Below are 14,585 nucleotides of genomic sequence, written 5' to 3'. Positions count from 1 at the left end.
GGGGTGTCTCGGGTCCCGCTGCACCTCCGCGTCGTCGCCGTCGTGGTGGCGGCGCTGCTGGTGGTCGTGGTGGCCGGCGCCGCGGTGCTGGTCGCGGCCGACCGGACGAGCGCCATCCGCCGCGACGTCGACCGCCGGCTCCAGCCCGCGGCGGGCGACGCGCGCGCCCTCGCCCGTGCGCTGGTCGACCAGGAGACCGGGGAGCGGGGCTTCCTCATCACCGGGGACCGCAGCTTCCTGGCGCCGTACGACGTCGGCCGGACCCAGGAGCGGCGGCGCGTCGCGCAGCTGCGGGAGGCGTTCGTCGACGACCCGGCCCTGCTCCGCCGGATCGACCAGGCCGAGGACGCGGCGCGGACCTGGCGACGCGTGGGGCCCGGCCCGGAGGTCCGCGCCCGCGAGGCGGGTCGCACGGGTCTCGCCCAGCGGCTCGTCGCTACTGGGACGGGGCGCCGGGCCTTCGACGAGGTGCGCCGGGTGCAGGAGGCGCTGCTGGCCGACATCGAGCAGCGGGTCGTGCAGGCGGAGGACTCCGCCGCCGCCGCGGAGCGCACCCTGCGCGACGTCCTGCTCACGAGCTCGCTCGTGCTGCTCCTGCTGCTGGTCGGCATCGGGCTGCTGCTACGACGCTGGCTGCTGGTCCCGGTGGGCACCCTCCGCCGGTCGCTGCGTCGCGTGGCTGCCGGCGACCTCACCGCGCGCGTGACCACCCAGGGGCCCCCGGAGGTGGTCGCGATCGCCTCCGACGCCGAGGCGATGCGCCGTCGGCTGGTCGAGGAGCTGGACACCTCGCGGGCCGCCGTCGAGGCGTTGGAGCAGCAGACCCCGGTCGTCGCGGGGATGCGTGGGGAGCTCTCCGCCGAGCCGTTGCGCCACCTCGGCGGGCTCACCGTCGCCGGCGTCCTGCGACCGATGGAGGGCGTGCTCGCCGGTGACTGGTGGCAGGCGGTCCAGCGGCCCAGCGGGGCCGTGGCGCTGATGGTCGCCGACGTCTCCGGCCACGGGGCGACCGCGGGGCTCGTGGCCCTCCGGTTCCAGCAGCGCCTCCTCACCCTCCTCCGCACCGACCTCGACCTGCTGCGCGCCTTCACCATCGCGGCCGCGGACCTCGACCACGACCCGGAGCGCTTCCTGACCTGCCTGGTCGTGGAGGTCGACGTCGCCGGTGGCACGCTCCTGCACGTCAACGCCGGCCACCCTCCCGCCCTGCTCGTACGACGGGGAGCGCACCCCGTCGCGCACGAGCTGGCGCCCACCGGACCGGTCGTGAGCGTGCTGGGCGGGGAGTGGGACGCGGCCGTGACCCCGTTCGGCGACGACGACCTCCTGCTGGCGCTGACCGACGGCGTCCTGGAGTCGCGGTCCGCCGACGGCACCGAGCTGGGCCAGGAGGGCGTGCTCCGGGCGCTGCGCGACCTCGACGACTGGTCACCGCAGGCCGCGGTGGCCGAGGTCGACGCGGCGGTGAGAGCGTTCACCGCCGGCGCCCGGCAGGACGACGTGACGGTCGTGGCGGCCCGACGGACGGCGTTCAGCCGAGGAGGCGAGGCACGCCGAGGGTGAAGGTGACGTCCTCGGCGACCGCCCCGAGGTGGCGTCCGGGACGCATCCACCCGGCCAGCGGTCCGTCGGAGGCGACCTGCACGTCCACGACGGCCGGCCGGGCCCTGCCCTTGGCGGAGAGCCGGCTGTCGCCGAGCCGCTCCCCCGGGAACTCCTGCCGGGTGACGGCCTTGCTGCGGACCGGGACGCGCGGCCCCACCACGCGCGGAGTCGCACGCACCTCCCACGCCTTGTCGTCATCGCCTCGGGCCACGATCGTGCGACCGCTGCCGACGCCGCCGGAGAACGAAGCGAGGGTCTTGGGCATCGCCCAGTTGGTGCGACCGCCCACCAGGCTCGCGGGGGAGTCGACGGCCATGAAGGCGACGTGGCCGAACGTCCGGGTCAGGGACTCGCGCACCATCACGATGCCGAACACCTCGTCGTACGGCCCCACGGGCGTCTCGAGGTAGCGCACCATCCCGCCCACCACGACGACTGCACGCGAGTCGCGCAGCTGCGGGGCCAGCGCGGCGCGGGCCGCGGCGGTCGGGCGCCCGGTCCACAGCACCGCGGAGCAGTTGACCGTCCAGGGAGCCTCGGAGGTGTTCTCCGGGAGCGCGGCGAGCAGGCCGGGACTGAGCAGGGTCTCGGCCACCCCGGTGACACCGGTCAGCTCGGGACGGGGGAGGTCGGTCGCGGTCACGTGCGGCTCCTAGCTGTTCTCGAGGCGGCGCTGGTAGGCCGCCCGCTTCTCGACGTCGAGTCCGGAGGTCACCCGGTGCCCGCCGACGGCCCGGAAGACGCGGTCGCGGAGGCGCTCGGGGACGAGCGTGAACACCTTCACCGACGGGACCAGGTGGGACGGCACCGACACGGTGCGGGAGCGGCCGCGGGCCAGGGCCCCGACGACCGAGGCAGCGACCTGCTCGGGATCGATCATGAGGAGGCGCTCGGTCCCGGCGGGAGGCCGCATGCCGGCGATGAGCTCGGTGCGCACGAAGCCGGGGCAGATCGTGCTCACCTGCACCCCGGAGCCGTGCCACTCCTGGCGCAGGGCCTCGCCGAGCCCGACGACGGCGTACTTGGTGGCGCAGTACGTCGCGGCGTTGGGCGAGGCGAAGGTCCCCAGGGCCGAGGCGACGTTGACCACGTGGCCGTGACCCTGCTCGCGGAAGCGACGTCCGGCCAGCTTGGTGCCGGTCAGCACGCCCAGCAGGTCGATCTCGACGCACCGCGTCGTGGTGCGGTCGTCCTCCTCGAGGAACGGGCCGATCGGCATGATCCCGGCGTTGTTGACCAGCACGTCGAGCCCCCCGAGCGCCGCGCCCGCCTGGTCGAGGAAGCCCTCGAACTCCACGCCGTCGGTGACGTCGAGGGCCAGCGCGGTGCACCCGAGCGCCTCGGCGGTGCGATCGGCGAGGTCCTTCTGGACGTCGCCGATCACGACCAGCGCCCCCTCGGCGACCAGGCGCTCGGCGATCGAGCGGCCGATGCCCTGGGCTCCCCCGGTGACGGCCACGCGGAGGCCGCGGAGTCCCTGCCGGCTCCTCGCCATGTGACAACCCTCGTTTCCTCTTGCTCGAGGACCCCACCGTGCCACAGACCGTCCTCGCCGGGGAGGGCTCGGCGGGGTGGGCTTCGCCACGCGGGGGCGTGCGGTGTGACCCCCTCGGCGGCCTGTCGCGGTTCGGCGAGCAGCCGTTCGGTTGTTAAGGTGGGGGCGCACGACATCCTTTAACGAGCCGTCCCGTGAGGCGGAGAAGGAGGTCCTCCTCTTGTGAGCGCGCCTGTCCCCGGTCCCGCGGTGAGCGACCCCGTCCGGACCGTCCTCGATCCCCGTGACGTCAACCGGGCCCTCACCCGCATCTCCCACGAGATCCTCGAGCGCAACAAGGGCCCGGCCGGCCTGGTGCTGCTCGGCATCCCCTCGCGCGGCGTGCCCCTGGCCCAGCGCATCGCCGAGCGCATCGCCTCGGTCGAGGGCGAGCAGGTCCCCACCGGCTCCCTGGACGTCACGATGTACCGCGACGACCTGCGGATGAAGCCGGCCCGGGCCCTCCTGCCCACCGAGATCCCCTCCGACGGCATCGACGGCAAGGTCGTCGTGCTCGTCGACGACGTGCTCTACTCCGGGCGCACGATCCGGGCCGCCCTGGACGCGCTCAACGACCTCGGCCGGCCCAAGGCCGTGCGCCTCGCGGTCCTGGTCGACCGCGGGCACCGCGAGCTGCCCATCCGCGCCGACTTCGTCGGCAAGAACCTCCCCACCTCCTCGGCCGAGCGGGTGCGGGTGCGGGTCGCGGAGATGGACGGCACCGACTCGGTCACGATCGAGGAGGCGAGCTCCTGATGAAGCACCTGCTGAGCGCCGGCGACCTGAGCCGTGACGAGGCCGAGCTGGTCCTGACCACCGCGGCCGAGCTGCGGTCCCTGGCCGACCGGCCGATCAAGAAGCTGCCGGCCCTGCGGGGTCGCACCGTGGTCAACCTGTTCTTCGAGGACTCCACGCGCACGCGGATCTCCTTCGAGGCCGCGGCCAAGCGGCTGTCGGCCGACGTGATCAACTTCGCGGCCAAGGGCTCCTCGCTGTCCAAGGGCGAGTCGCTCAAGGACACCGCGCTGACGCTGGAGGCGATGGGCGCCGACGCGGTGGTGATCCGCCACGGCGCGTCCGGCGCGCCGCACCGCCTGGCCAACTCCGGCTGGGTGCGCTCCTCGGTGGTCAACGCCGGCGACGGCACGCACGAGCACCCCACTCAGGCGCTGCTCGACGCGTTCACGATGTGGCGCCACCTCGGCTCCTCCGAGAGCGGCATCGAGGGCCGCCGCGTCGCGATCGTGGGCGACGTCCTGCACTCGCGCGTGGCCCGGTCCAACGTGCTGCTGCTCAAGACGCTCGGGGCCGAGGTCACCCTCGTCTCCCCACCGACTCTGCTGCCGGTGGGCGTCGACACCTGGGGCGTCGAGACGTCGTACGACCTCGACGCCGTGCTGCCCAAGACCGACGCGGTGATGATGCTGCGCGTGCAGGCCGAGCGGATGAACGCCGCGTTCTTCCCCACCACGCGGGAGTACTCCCGGCGCTACGGCCTCGACGCCCGCCGCATGGCCACGCTGCAGGACCACACGATCGTGATGCACCCCGGCCCGATGGTGCGCGGCATGGAGATCACGGCCGACGTCGCCGACTCCCAGCGCTCGGTGATCGTCGAGCAGGTGACCAACGGAGTCGCGGTCCGCATGGCCGTGCTCTACCTGCTGCTCAGCGGCGCCGACGCCTCGGACATCCCTTCGGAGGACAACCTGTGACCGACTTCCTGATCCGCGGCGCCGCCGTGCTCGGCGGCACCCCGCAGGACCTCCTGCTGCGCGACGGCGTGCTGGCCGAGGTCGGCGCCGCCGGCACCGTGACCGCCCCGAGCGCCGAGGTCGTCGACGCCTACGGCCTCGTCGCGCTGCCCGGCCTGGTCGACCTGCACACCCACCTGCGCGAGCCCGGCCGCGAGGACGCCGAGACCGTGCTCTCGGGCACGCGGGCCGCCGCGCTCGGCGGCTTCACCGCCGTGCACGCGATGGCCAACACCGACCCCGTGGCCGACACCGCGGGCGTCGTCGAGCAGGTGTGGCGGCTGGGTCGCGAGGCGGGCTACGCCGACGTCTTCCCGGTCGGCGCGGTCACCGTCGGGCTGGCGGGGGAGCGGCTGGCCGAGCTCGGCGCGATGGCCGACTCCGCGGCCCGGGTCCGGGTCTTCTCCGACGACGGCAAGTGCGTCAGCGACCCGCTGCTGATGCGCCGCGCGCTGGAGTACGTCAAGGCCTTCGACGGCGTCATCGCCCAGCACGCGCAGGAGCCGCGGCTGACCGAGGGCGCCCAGATGAACGAGGGCGAGCTCTCCGGCCGCCTCGGCCTGGCCGGCTGGCCGGCCGTGGCGGAGGAGGCGATCATCGCGCGCGACTGCCTGCTCGCCGCCCACGTCGGGTCGCGGCTGCACGTGTGCCACGTCTCGACCGCGGGCTCGGTCGCGATCGTGCGGCAGGCCAAGGCCCAGGGGTGGAACGTCACCGCCGAGGCGTGCCCCCACCACCTGATCCTCACCGACGAGCTGGCCGCGACCTACGACCCGATCTACAAGGTCAACCCGCCGCTGCGCGGCGCGAGCGACATCGAGGCGCTCCGGGCCGGCCTGGCCGACGGCACGATCGACATCGTCGCCACCGACCACGCCCCCCACCCCCACGAGGACAAGGACTGCGAGTGGGCGAGCGCGGCCTTCGGCATGCTCGGCCTCGAGACCGCGCTGTCGATCGTGCAGGAGACGATGGTCGACCCCGGGCTGCTCGACTGGGCCGGCGTCGCGGAGCGGATGTCCTACGCCCCGGCGCGGATCGGGCGGCTCACCGACCACGGCCAGCCGCTCGAGCAGGGCAACCCGGCCCACGTCGTCCTCTACGACCCGTCGGCCCGCCGCGTGGTCGAGGCCGCCGAGAGCGCCTCGCTGTCGCGCAACACGCCGTACGCCGGGATGGAGCTGCCCGGCCGCGTGGTCGCGACGTTCCTCCGCGGCCGACCGACGGTCCTGGACGGCAAGCTGACCTGACCATCCCCGCTGGTAGGTTTCCCACCAGCTCGAACATCCTTTAACGAGCCGTCCAGTGAGGCGGAGAAGGAGGTACGGCGTGCCGAGGCATGCGCCCGCACTGCTGGTCCTGGAGGACGGCCGCACGTTCCGCGGTGAGTCCTTCGGCGCCGAGGGAGAGACGTTCGGGGAGGCGGTCTTCTCCACGGGGATGACCGGCTACCAGGAGACGCTCACCGACCCGTCCTACCGCCGCCAGGTGGTGGTCATGACCGCCCCCCACGTGGGCAACACGGGCATCAACGACGAGGACCCCGAGTCCCGCCGCGTCTGGGTGGCCGGCTACGTCGTGCGTGACCCCGCGCGCGTGCCGTCGAGCTGGCGCTCCCGCCGCAGCCTCGACGACGAGCTGCGCGACCAGGGCGTGGTCGGCATCAGCGGCGTCGACACCCGCGCGCTGACTCGTCACCTCCGCGAGCGCGGCGCGATGCGCGTCGGCATCTCCACCACCGAGCGCGACCCCGAGGCGCTGCTCGCCCGGGTGCGCGAGTCGGCCGAGATGACCGGCGCGGACCTCGCCGGCGAGGTGACCACCGAGTCGACGTACGTCGTCCCGGCCGTCGGCGACAAGCGGTTCACCGTCGCGGCCCTCGACCTCGGCATCAAGGCCAACACCCCGCGGATGATGGCCGAGCGCGGCATCGAGGTGCACGTGCTGCCGGCGACCTCCACGATCGACGACGTGCTCGCGGTCTCGCCCGACGGGCTCTTCTTCTCCAACGGCCCGGGTGACCCGGCCGCCACCACCGACCAGGTCGCGCTGCTCCAGCAGGCGCTCGAGCGCGGGCTGCCCTACTTCGGCATCTGCTTCGGCAACCAGCTCTTCGGGCGGGCGCTCGGGTTCGGCACCTACAAGCTGAAGTACGGCCACCGCGGCATCAACCAGCCGGTGATGGACCGCACCACGGGCAAGGTCGAGATCACCGCGCACAACCACGGGTTCGCCGTCGACGCGCCGCGCGACGGCGCCACCTCGACGCCGTACGGCGAGGCGACGGTCTCGCATATTTGTCTGAATGACAACGTTGTGGAGGGCCTCGAGCTCCGCGACGCGGAGGGTGCCCTCACGGCGTTCTCGGTGCAGTACCACCCCGAGGCGGCGGGCGGTCCCCACGACGCGGCCTACCTCTTCGACCGGTTCGTTGCCCTCATGGGCGGGGAGGCCTGACATGCCCAAGCGCGACGACATCCAGAGCATCATGGTGATCGGCTCGGGGCCGATCATCATCGGCCAGGCCTGCGAGTTCGACTACTCCGGCACCCAGGCCTGCCGCGTCCTCAAGGCCGAGGGACTGCGCGTCATCCTGGTCAACTCCAACCCGGCCACGATCATGACCGACCCGGAGTTCGCCGACGCGACCTACGTCGAGCCGATCACCCCGGAGTTCGTCGAGCGCGTGATCGCCCACGAGCGGCCCGACGCGCTCCTCGCGACCCTCGGCGGCCAGACCGCGCTCAACACCGCGATCGCGCTCTCCGAGGCCGGCGTGCTCGAGAAGTACGACGTCGAGCTGATCGGCGCGTCCATCGAGGCGATCCACCGCGGTGAGAACCGCGAGTCGTTCAAGCGCATCGTCGAGGAGCTCGGCGGCGAGGTGGCGCGCAGCGTCATCTGCAACGGAGAGGACCTCGGAGCGCATGCGAGCAAGGGCGACAAGGAGCGGCACGCGCTGCAGAAGGCGCTCGACGGCGCCCAGGAGCTCGGCTACCCCTGCGTGATCCGCCCGAGCTTCACGATGGGTGGCACCGGCTCCGGCATGGCCTACGACGAGGACGACCTGCGCCGCATCGCCGGCGCCGGCCTCTCGGCCAGCCCCACCACCGAGGTGCTCCTCGAGGAGTCGATCCTCGGGTGGAAGGAGTACGAGCTGGAGGTGATGCGCGACAAGGCCGACAACGTCGTGATCGTCTGCTCGATCGAGAACCTCGACCCGATGGGCACCCACACCGGCGACTCGATCACCGTCGCGCCGGCGATGACGCTCACCGACCGGGAGTACCAGCACCTGCGCGACCTCTCGATCGGCATCATCCGCTCGGTCGGGGTCGACACCGGCGGCTGCAACATCCAGTTCGCGGTCAACCCCGAGGACGGCCGCGTGGTCGTCATCGAGATGAACCCCCGCGTCTCGCGCTCCAGCGCCCTGGCCAGCAAGGCGACCGGGTTCCCGATCGCCAAGATCGCGGCCAAGGTCGCCATCGGCTACACCCTCGACGAGATCCCCAACGACATCACGGGGGAGACCCCGGCCAGCTTCGAGCCGTCGCTGGACTACGTCGTGGTGAAGGTGCCGCGGTTCGCCTTCGAGAAGTTCCCCGGCGCCGACCCGACCCTGACCACCCACATGAAGTCGGTCGGCGAGGCGATGGCCCTGGGACGCAGCTTCACCGAGGCGCTGCAGAAGGCCCTGCGCAGCCTGGAGGACAGGAAGGCTCCCTTCGACTGGTCCCACACGTGGGTCGAGCTCGACAAGGACGCGCTGCTGCAGGAGATCGCGACGCCGCACGACGGGCGCCTGCGCAAGGTGATGGACGCCCTGCGCGCCGGGGCGACGCCCGACGAGGTCGTCGAGGCCACGCGGATCGACCCGTGGTTCATCGACCAGCTGGTGCTGATCAACGAGGTCGCCCAGGAGCTCATCGACGCCCCCGAGCTGACCGCCGACCTGCTGCGGCTGGCCAAGCGCCACGGGTTCTCCGACCACCAGATCGGCCGCATCCGCAACCTGTCGGAGGACGTCGTGCGCGGGGTCCGTCACGCGCTCGGCATCCGCCCGGTCTACAAGACCGTCGACACGTGCGCCGCGGAGTTCGCGGCCCGCACGCCCTACCACTACTCGTCCTACGACGAGGAGACCGAGGTCGAGCCGCGCGAGCGCCCGGCCGTGATCATCCTCGGCAGCGGTCCCAACCGCATCGGCCAGGGCATCGAGTTCGACTACTCCTGCGTGCACGCCAGCCTCGCGCTGTCGCACACCAAGGGCGGCTCGGCCCTGCCCGGCGGGGGCTACGAGACCATCATGGTCAACTGCAACCCCGAGACGGTCTCGACCGACTACGACACCTCCGACCGGCTCTACTTCGAGCCGCTCACCCTCGAGGACGTGCTGGAGATCTACCACGCCGAGCTCGCCATGGGACCGGTCGCGGGCGTGATCTGCCAGCTGGGCGGTCAGACCCCGCTCGGGCTCGCGCAGGGCCTCGAGGACGCCGGCGTCCCGGTCGTCGGCACCTCCCCGCACGCGATCCACCTCGCCGAGGAGCGCGGTGCCTTCGGCCGGCTGCTCGGCAACGCCGGTCTCGTCGCGCCCAAGCACGGCATGGCGACGTCGTACGACGAGGCGCGCGCGATCGCGGCCGAGATCGGCTACCCGGTGCTCGTGCGGCCGTCCTACGTCCTGGGTGGCCGCGGCATGCAGATCGTCTACGCCGACGAGGCGCTGCGGTCCTACATCGACGCCGCGACCGAGATCAGCCCCGACCGGCCGGTGCTGGTCGACCGGTTCATCGACGACGCCGTCGAGATCGACGTCGACGCGCTCTACGACGGCACCGACCTGTTCCTCGGCGGCGTGATGGAGCACATCGAGGAGGCCGGCATCCACTCCGGCGACTCGGCGTGCGCGCTGCCCCCGATCACCCTGGGGGCCGCCGAGATCGGCCGCATCCGCGAGGCCACCGAGGCGATCGCCAAGGGCATCGGGGTGCGCGGCCTGCTCAACATCCAGTACGCCCTGGGCTCCGACGTGCTCTACGTCCTCGAGGCCAACCCGCGGGCGAGCCGCACGGTGCCGTTCGTCTCCAAGGCGACCGGGGTGACGCTGGCCAAGGCCGCGGCGCGCGTGATGCTCGGCGAGTCCATCGCCGACCTGCGCCGCGGCGGGCTGCTGCCCGAGCGCGACGGCGGGCAGCTGCCGGGCGACGCGCCGATCGCGGTCAAGGAGGCGGTGATGCCGTTCAACCGGTTCCGTGCCGCCGACGGCGCGCAGGTCGACACCGTCCTCGGCCCCGAGATGAAGTCGACCGGCGAGGTGATGGGCCTCGACGCCGACTTCGGCGCCGCGTTCGCCAAGTCCCAGGCGGCGGCCTACGGCAGCCTGCCCACCAGCGGCCGGATCTTCGTGAGCATGGCCAACCGCGACAAGCGCACGATGATCTTCCCGATCAAGGTGCTGGCCGACCTCGGCTTCGAGATCCTCGCGACCGGCGGCACGGCCGAGGTGCTGCGCCGCAACGGCATCGACGCGCGCGTGGTGCGCAAGCACTTCGAGGGCCCGGGCCCCGACGGCGAGCCGACCACGGTCGACCTGATCCGCGACGGCGAGGTCGACCTGATCATCAACACGCCCCACGGCTCGTCGACCGGAGGGTCGGCGCGCGTCGACGGCTACGAGATCCGCACCGCGGCCATCGTCGCCAACATCCCGTGCATCACGACCGTGCAGGGCCTGGCCGCCGCGGTGCAGGGCATCCAGGCGCTGCGACGGCACGACATCGGGGTCCGGTCCCTGCAGGACTGGGCCGCCAGGAGCGGCCGCGCGTGACGGCGTACGACGCGCTGTTCCAGCACGCGTTCACCCGGGTCGACCCGGAGCGCGCCCACCACGCTGCGTTCCGGGCGATCCGGTCGGCCGGACCTGCGCTGGCCGCGCGCGGGACGCGGGTCCGCCGCGAGGCGGAGCCCGTGCTCGCGATGGGGCTGACCTTCGCCGGCCCGCTCGGGCTCGCCGCCGGGTTCGACAAGAACGCCCAGGGCGTCGACGCCCTTGCCGCGCTGGGCTTCGGCCACGTCGAGATCGGCACCGTGACGGGGGAGCCCCAGCCGGGCAACGACCGGCCGCGGCTGTTCCGGCTGCCGGCCGACCGCGCGATCGTCAACCGCATGGGCTTCAACAACGACGGGGCCGAGGTCGTGGCCCGTCGGCTCGCGGCTCGTGCCGCTCGCCGCGCTCCCGGCGACCACCCGGTGGTGCTGGGGGTCAACATCGGCAAGACCAAGGTCGTCCCCGAGGACGGGGCGGTCGCCGACTACGAGAAGAGCGCGGGGCTGCTGGCCCCCTTCGCGGACTACCTGGTCGTCAACGTCTCCTCGCCCAACACCCCGGGGCTGCGCGACCTGCAGGCGGTGGAGCGCCTCGAGCCGCTCCTGGCCGCCGTACGCCGGCGCGCGGACGAGGCGACCGACGGGGAGGGCCGCCGCGTCCCCCTGCTGGTCAAGATCGCCCCCGACCTCTCCGACGACGACGTGCTGGCGGTCGCCGACCTGGCCCTGGCGCTGCGCCTCGACGGGGTGGTGGCGACCAACACCACGATCCGCCGCGACGGGCTGGCCAGCCCGTCCGCCGACGTGGAGGCCTGCGGCGCGGGCGGGCTGAGCGGTGCGCCGCTGACCACGCGGTCCGAGGAGGTCCTGCGGCTGCTGCGCGGGCGCGTGGGCCCCGACCTGTGCCTGGTCGGGGTCGGCGGCATCGGCGACGCCGCCCAGGCGCGCGCCCGGCTCGAGGCCGGGGCGACGCTCCTGCAGGCCTACACCGGCTTCGTGTACGGCGGGCCGTGGTGGCCCGCCCGCGTGCAGCGCGCGCTGTCCGAGACCCCGACCCGGGAGGCGACCCGATGACGACCCCCTTCGGCGCGCGGCTGCGGGCCGCCATGGACGCGCGCGGACCGGTCTGCGCCGGCATCGACCCGCACGCGGCGCTGCTCGGGGCCTGGGGCCTCAGCGACGACGTGTCCGGGCTGGAGCGCTTCGCGATGACCTCGGTCGAGGCGCTGGGTCCCGAGGTCGCGGTGGTCAAGCCCCAGTCGGCGTTCTTCGAGCGCCACGGGTCGGCCGGCGTGGCCGTGCTCGAGCGGGTGGTCGCCGGGTGCCGTGAGCTGGGCGCGCTGGTCCTGCTCGACGTCAAACGCGGCGACATCGGCACGACCGCCCAGGGCTACGCCGATGCCTACCTCGACCCGCGCTCGCCGCTCGCCGCCGACGCGATGACGGCCAGCCCCTACCTCGGCTTCGGGTCGCTCGAGCCGATGCTGGCGACCGCGGAGCGGCACGGGGCGGGGGTCTTCGTGCTGGCCCTGACCTCCAACCCCGAGGGTCCGCAGTTCCAGCACGCCCGCACGCCGGACGGTGGCTCGGTGGCCGGCACCGTCCTGGCCGAGCTCGCCGCACGCAACGCCGGGGCCGAGCCCTGGGGCTCGCACGGCGCCGTCGTCGGCGCCACCATCGGACGCGCCCCCGTCAGCGCCGAGGACCTCGACGTCAACGGCCCGCTGCTGGTGCCCGGGGTCGGCGCTCAGGGCGGCACGGCCGAGTCGGTGCGCGCGGTCTTCGGCGACGCCGTGCGCCACGTCGTCCCGTCCAGCAGCCGCGAGATCCTCGGTGCCGGCCCCGACGTCGCCGCGCTGCGGGCGGCCGCCCGCCGCACCAACGAGCAGTTCGCGGCCCTGGTCCGATGAGGGCGCACGTCCTGAGCCGCCTCGCCGCTGCGCTCTGCGGCCTCCTCGTGCTCGCGGGCCTGACCGGCTGCGGCGGCGACGGGGACAGCCGCGACAGTGCCTACTGCTCGACGCTGAAGGACGAGCGGAAGCAGCTGGCCGACCTGGCCGCCCAGGCAGGCAAGCCCGGCACCGACGTGCTGACGCCCACCGCCGAGGCGCTCGGCCGGCTGCGCGACGCCGCGCCCCACGACCTGCGCGACGAGTGGGACACCGTCTACTACGCCTGGAGCGGCCTGGTGGACGCGGTGAAGCAGGCGGGGGTCGACCCCGGTGACTACCGCCCCGGCCGCACTCCGGCGGGCGTCTCGGCGGCCGACGCCCGGCGACTCGGCGAGGTCGCGGCGGAGCTCTCCAGCCCACGCGTCGTGGACGCCTCCCGCGGGCTGGAGGACCAGGCTCGCCAGGTGTGCCACGTCGAGCTCCGCGTCTGACCGGGCGGGACACCCGCTGACCCCCCGTTTGCGGCACGCCGGGCGGGATGACTAGATTTCGACCCGTTCCTGACCTGTCGTGGACCCGACGCGACGCCCCGATCGAGTGGACTGCGAGGACGACTGTGGCTCTGCCGCGACTCACCCCCGAACAGCGTCAGGCCAACCTCGACAAGGCAGCCGCCTCCCGCAAGGAGCGGGCCGAGGTCAAGAACCGCCTCAAGCACTCCGGTGCCTCGATCGTCGAGGTGATCGAGCAGGGGCAGACCAACGAGGTCATCGGCAAGATGCGCGTGGTCGACCTGCTGCAGGCCATGCCCGGGCTGGGCAAGGTCCGCGCCCGTCAGCTGATGGAGCGCATCGGCATCTCCGAGAGCCGCCGCGTGCGTGGTCTGGGCTCCAAGCAGATCGCCGCGCTCAAGGAGGAGTTCGCCGGCGGCGGACCCGCGTGAGCCGCCTGACCGTCCTGGCCGGCCCCACTGCCGTCGGCAAGGGCACGATCGCCGCCTACGTCCGCGAGCACCACCCCGAGATCTGGATCTCGGTCTCCGCGACCACCCGGCCCCCGCGCCCGGGGGAGGTGCACGGGCAGCACTACTTCTTCGTCGACGACGACGAGTTCGACCGCATGATCGCCGACGGCGAGATGCTCGAGTGGGCGGTCGTCCACGGTTCGGCGAAGTACGGCACGCCCCGCCACGCCGTCTCCGAGGCGCTCGCCTCCGGCCGGCCGGCGCTGCTCGAGATCGACCTGCAGGGCGCACGCCAGGTGCGGAGCACCGCACCGGACGCCCTGTTCGTCTTCCTCGCCCCGCCGTCGTGGGAGGAGCTGGTCAACCGGCTGGTCGGCCGAGGCACCGAGACCGAGGCCGAGCGGGAGCGCCGGCTCCGGACCGCGCGGCAGGAGCTGGCCGCCGAGCCCGAGTTCGACGTGACCATCGTCAACACCGAGATTCCGGCTGCGGGCGAGGAGTTGGTACGATTGATGCTTGGTCCCAGTTCTGCTCCGGTCACCTGACCTGGTCGCGCAGGCGGACATCTCTTCATTCACCACCCGCAACTCTCTGTGAGGCTCACCCACGTGTCTGGCACCCCGATCGCCGAGGGCATCACCAACCCGCCCATCGACGAGCTCCTGACCAAGACCGACTCGAAGTACCAGCTGGTGCTCTACAGCGCCAAGCGCGCCCGGCAGATCAACGCGTACTACTCCCAGCTCGGCGAGGGCCTGCTGGAGTACGTCGGCCCGCTGGTCGACACCCACGTGCAGGAGAAGCCCCTGTCGATCGCGCTCCGCGAGATCAACGCGGACCTCCTCACCTGCGAGGAGTACGACCCCGAGGCCGAGCCGCAACTCGCGGTCGACCAGCCCGCCGCACCGGCGGGTGCCACCGAGGCCGGGTCCTCCGACTTCGACCTCTGAGCCCTCGCGTCGCCGTTCCCTGTCGGGTCGCCGGTCGGGTCTGCGACCATTCCT

The 14,585-nt window shown here is 73.1% G+C and carries 14 protein-coding genes; 12 read left to right on the top strand and 2 right to left on the bottom strand.

Going from position 1 to position 14,585, the window contains the following annotated elements:
- The first annotated feature begins 3 nt into the window (after positions 1–3).
- On the top strand, positions 4–1,563 hold the full coding sequence (locus J2S63_RS02775; RefSeq protein WP_310298310.1) for a PP2C family protein-serine/threonine phosphatase: 1,560 nt from the start codon (positions 4–6) through the stop codon (positions 1,561–1,563).
- Here the strand turns inward: J2S63_RS02775 and J2S63_RS02770 are convergent.
- Together J2S63_RS02770 and J2S63_RS02765 are read right to left on the bottom strand one after the other, a co-directional pair.
- Positions 1,532–2,248: an acetoacetate decarboxylase family protein gene (locus J2S63_RS02770; RefSeq protein ID WP_310298309.1), complete on the bottom strand. Its 717-nt coding sequence runs from the start codon at positions 2,246–2,248 to the stop codon at positions 1,532–1,534. The two genes, J2S63_RS02775 and J2S63_RS02770, sit on opposite strands and share 32 nt — an antisense overlap.
- 9 nt (positions 2,249–2,257) lie before the next feature.
- The gene (locus J2S63_RS02765) at positions 2,258–3,100 is read right to left on the bottom strand and encodes an SDR family oxidoreductase (RefSeq protein ID WP_310298306.1); all 843 of its coding nucleotides are present in this window, start codon (positions 3,098–3,100) and stop codon (positions 2,258–2,260) included.
- Positions 3,101–3,349: 249 nt separating this feature from the next.
- On the opposite strand from J2S63_RS02765, the gene pyrR reads away from it, so the two are divergent.
- From pyrR to rpoZ, 11 genes are all read left to right on the top strand, one after another.
- Positions 3,350–3,895 carry a bifunctional pyr operon transcriptional regulator/uracil phosphoribosyltransferase PyrR gene (gene pyrR, locus J2S63_RS02760; RefSeq protein ID WP_310298304.1) on the top strand — a complete coding sequence of 182 codons (546 nt, stop codon included), beginning with the start codon at positions 3,350–3,352 and terminating at the stop codon, positions 3,893–3,895.
- On the top strand, positions 3,895–4,854 hold the full coding sequence (locus J2S63_RS02755) for an aspartate carbamoyltransferase catalytic subunit (protein WP_310298302.1): 960 nt from the start codon (positions 3,895–3,897) through the stop codon (positions 4,852–4,854). Before pyrR ends, J2S63_RS02755 begins: the two co-directional genes overlap by 1 nt.
- Positions 4,851–6,143 (top strand): dihydroorotase, encoded by a 1,293-nt coding sequence (locus tag J2S63_RS02750; protein ID WP_310298299.1) that lies wholly within the window; start codon positions 4,851–4,853, stop codon positions 6,141–6,143. Before J2S63_RS02755 ends, J2S63_RS02750 begins: the two co-directional genes overlap by 4 nt.
- 79 nt (positions 6,144–6,222) lie before the next feature.
- Positions 6,223–7,350 carry a glutamine-hydrolyzing carbamoyl-phosphate synthase small subunit gene (carA, locus tag J2S63_RS02745; RefSeq protein ID WP_310298296.1) on the top strand — a complete coding sequence of 376 codons (1,128 nt, stop codon included), beginning with the start codon at positions 6,223–6,225 and terminating at the stop codon, positions 7,348–7,350.
- A gap of 1 nt (position 7,351) precedes the next feature.
- Entirely contained in the window at positions 7,352–10,726 is a 3,375-nt protein-coding gene (gene carB, locus J2S63_RS02740) for a carbamoyl-phosphate synthase large subunit (RefSeq protein WP_310298294.1), read from the top strand.
- Positions 10,723–11,799, top strand: coding sequence for a quinone-dependent dihydroorotate dehydrogenase (locus J2S63_RS02735; RefSeq protein WP_310298291.1), 1,077 nt, complete (start codon positions 10,723–10,725; stop codon positions 11,797–11,799). The genes carB and J2S63_RS02735 overlap by 4 nt, the downstream gene beginning before the upstream one ends.
- On the top strand, positions 11,796–12,635 hold the full coding sequence (gene pyrF, locus J2S63_RS02730) for an orotidine-5'-phosphate decarboxylase (protein ID WP_310298288.1): 840 nt from the start codon (positions 11,796–11,798) through the stop codon (positions 12,633–12,635). The genes J2S63_RS02735 and pyrF overlap by 4 nt, the downstream gene beginning before the upstream one ends.
- On the top strand, positions 12,632–13,108 hold the full coding sequence (locus J2S63_RS02725; RefSeq protein WP_310298286.1) for a hypothetical protein: 477 nt from the start codon (positions 12,632–12,634) through the stop codon (positions 13,106–13,108). The genes pyrF and J2S63_RS02725 overlap by 4 nt, the downstream gene beginning before the upstream one ends.
- Positions 13,109–13,233: 125 nt before the next feature.
- Entirely contained in the window at positions 13,234–13,560 is a 327-nt protein-coding gene (gene mihF / locus J2S63_RS02720; RefSeq protein WP_310298283.1) for an integration host factor, actinobacterial type, read from the top strand.
- Entirely contained in the window at positions 13,557–14,126 is a 570-nt protein-coding gene (gmk, locus tag J2S63_RS02715) for a guanylate kinase (RefSeq protein WP_310298281.1), read from the top strand. Before mihF ends, gmk begins: the two co-directional genes overlap by 4 nt.
- Positions 14,127–14,189: 63 nt before the next feature.
- Positions 14,190–14,531: a DNA-directed RNA polymerase subunit omega gene (gene rpoZ / locus J2S63_RS02710; RefSeq protein WP_310298279.1), complete on the top strand. Its 342-nt coding sequence runs from the start codon at positions 14,190–14,192 to the stop codon at positions 14,529–14,531.
- Positions 14,532–14,585 lie beyond the last annotated feature (54 nt).

The sequence above is a fragment of the Nocardioides marmoribigeumensis genome (assembly GCF_031458325.1).
GTDB lineage: Bacteria > Actinomycetota > Actinomycetes > Propionibacteriales > Nocardioidaceae > Marmoricola_A > Marmoricola_A marmoribigeumensis.
The sequence above is the reverse complement of the archived record's forward strand: the minus strand, read 5'-3'. Positions and strand labels throughout refer to the sequence as shown.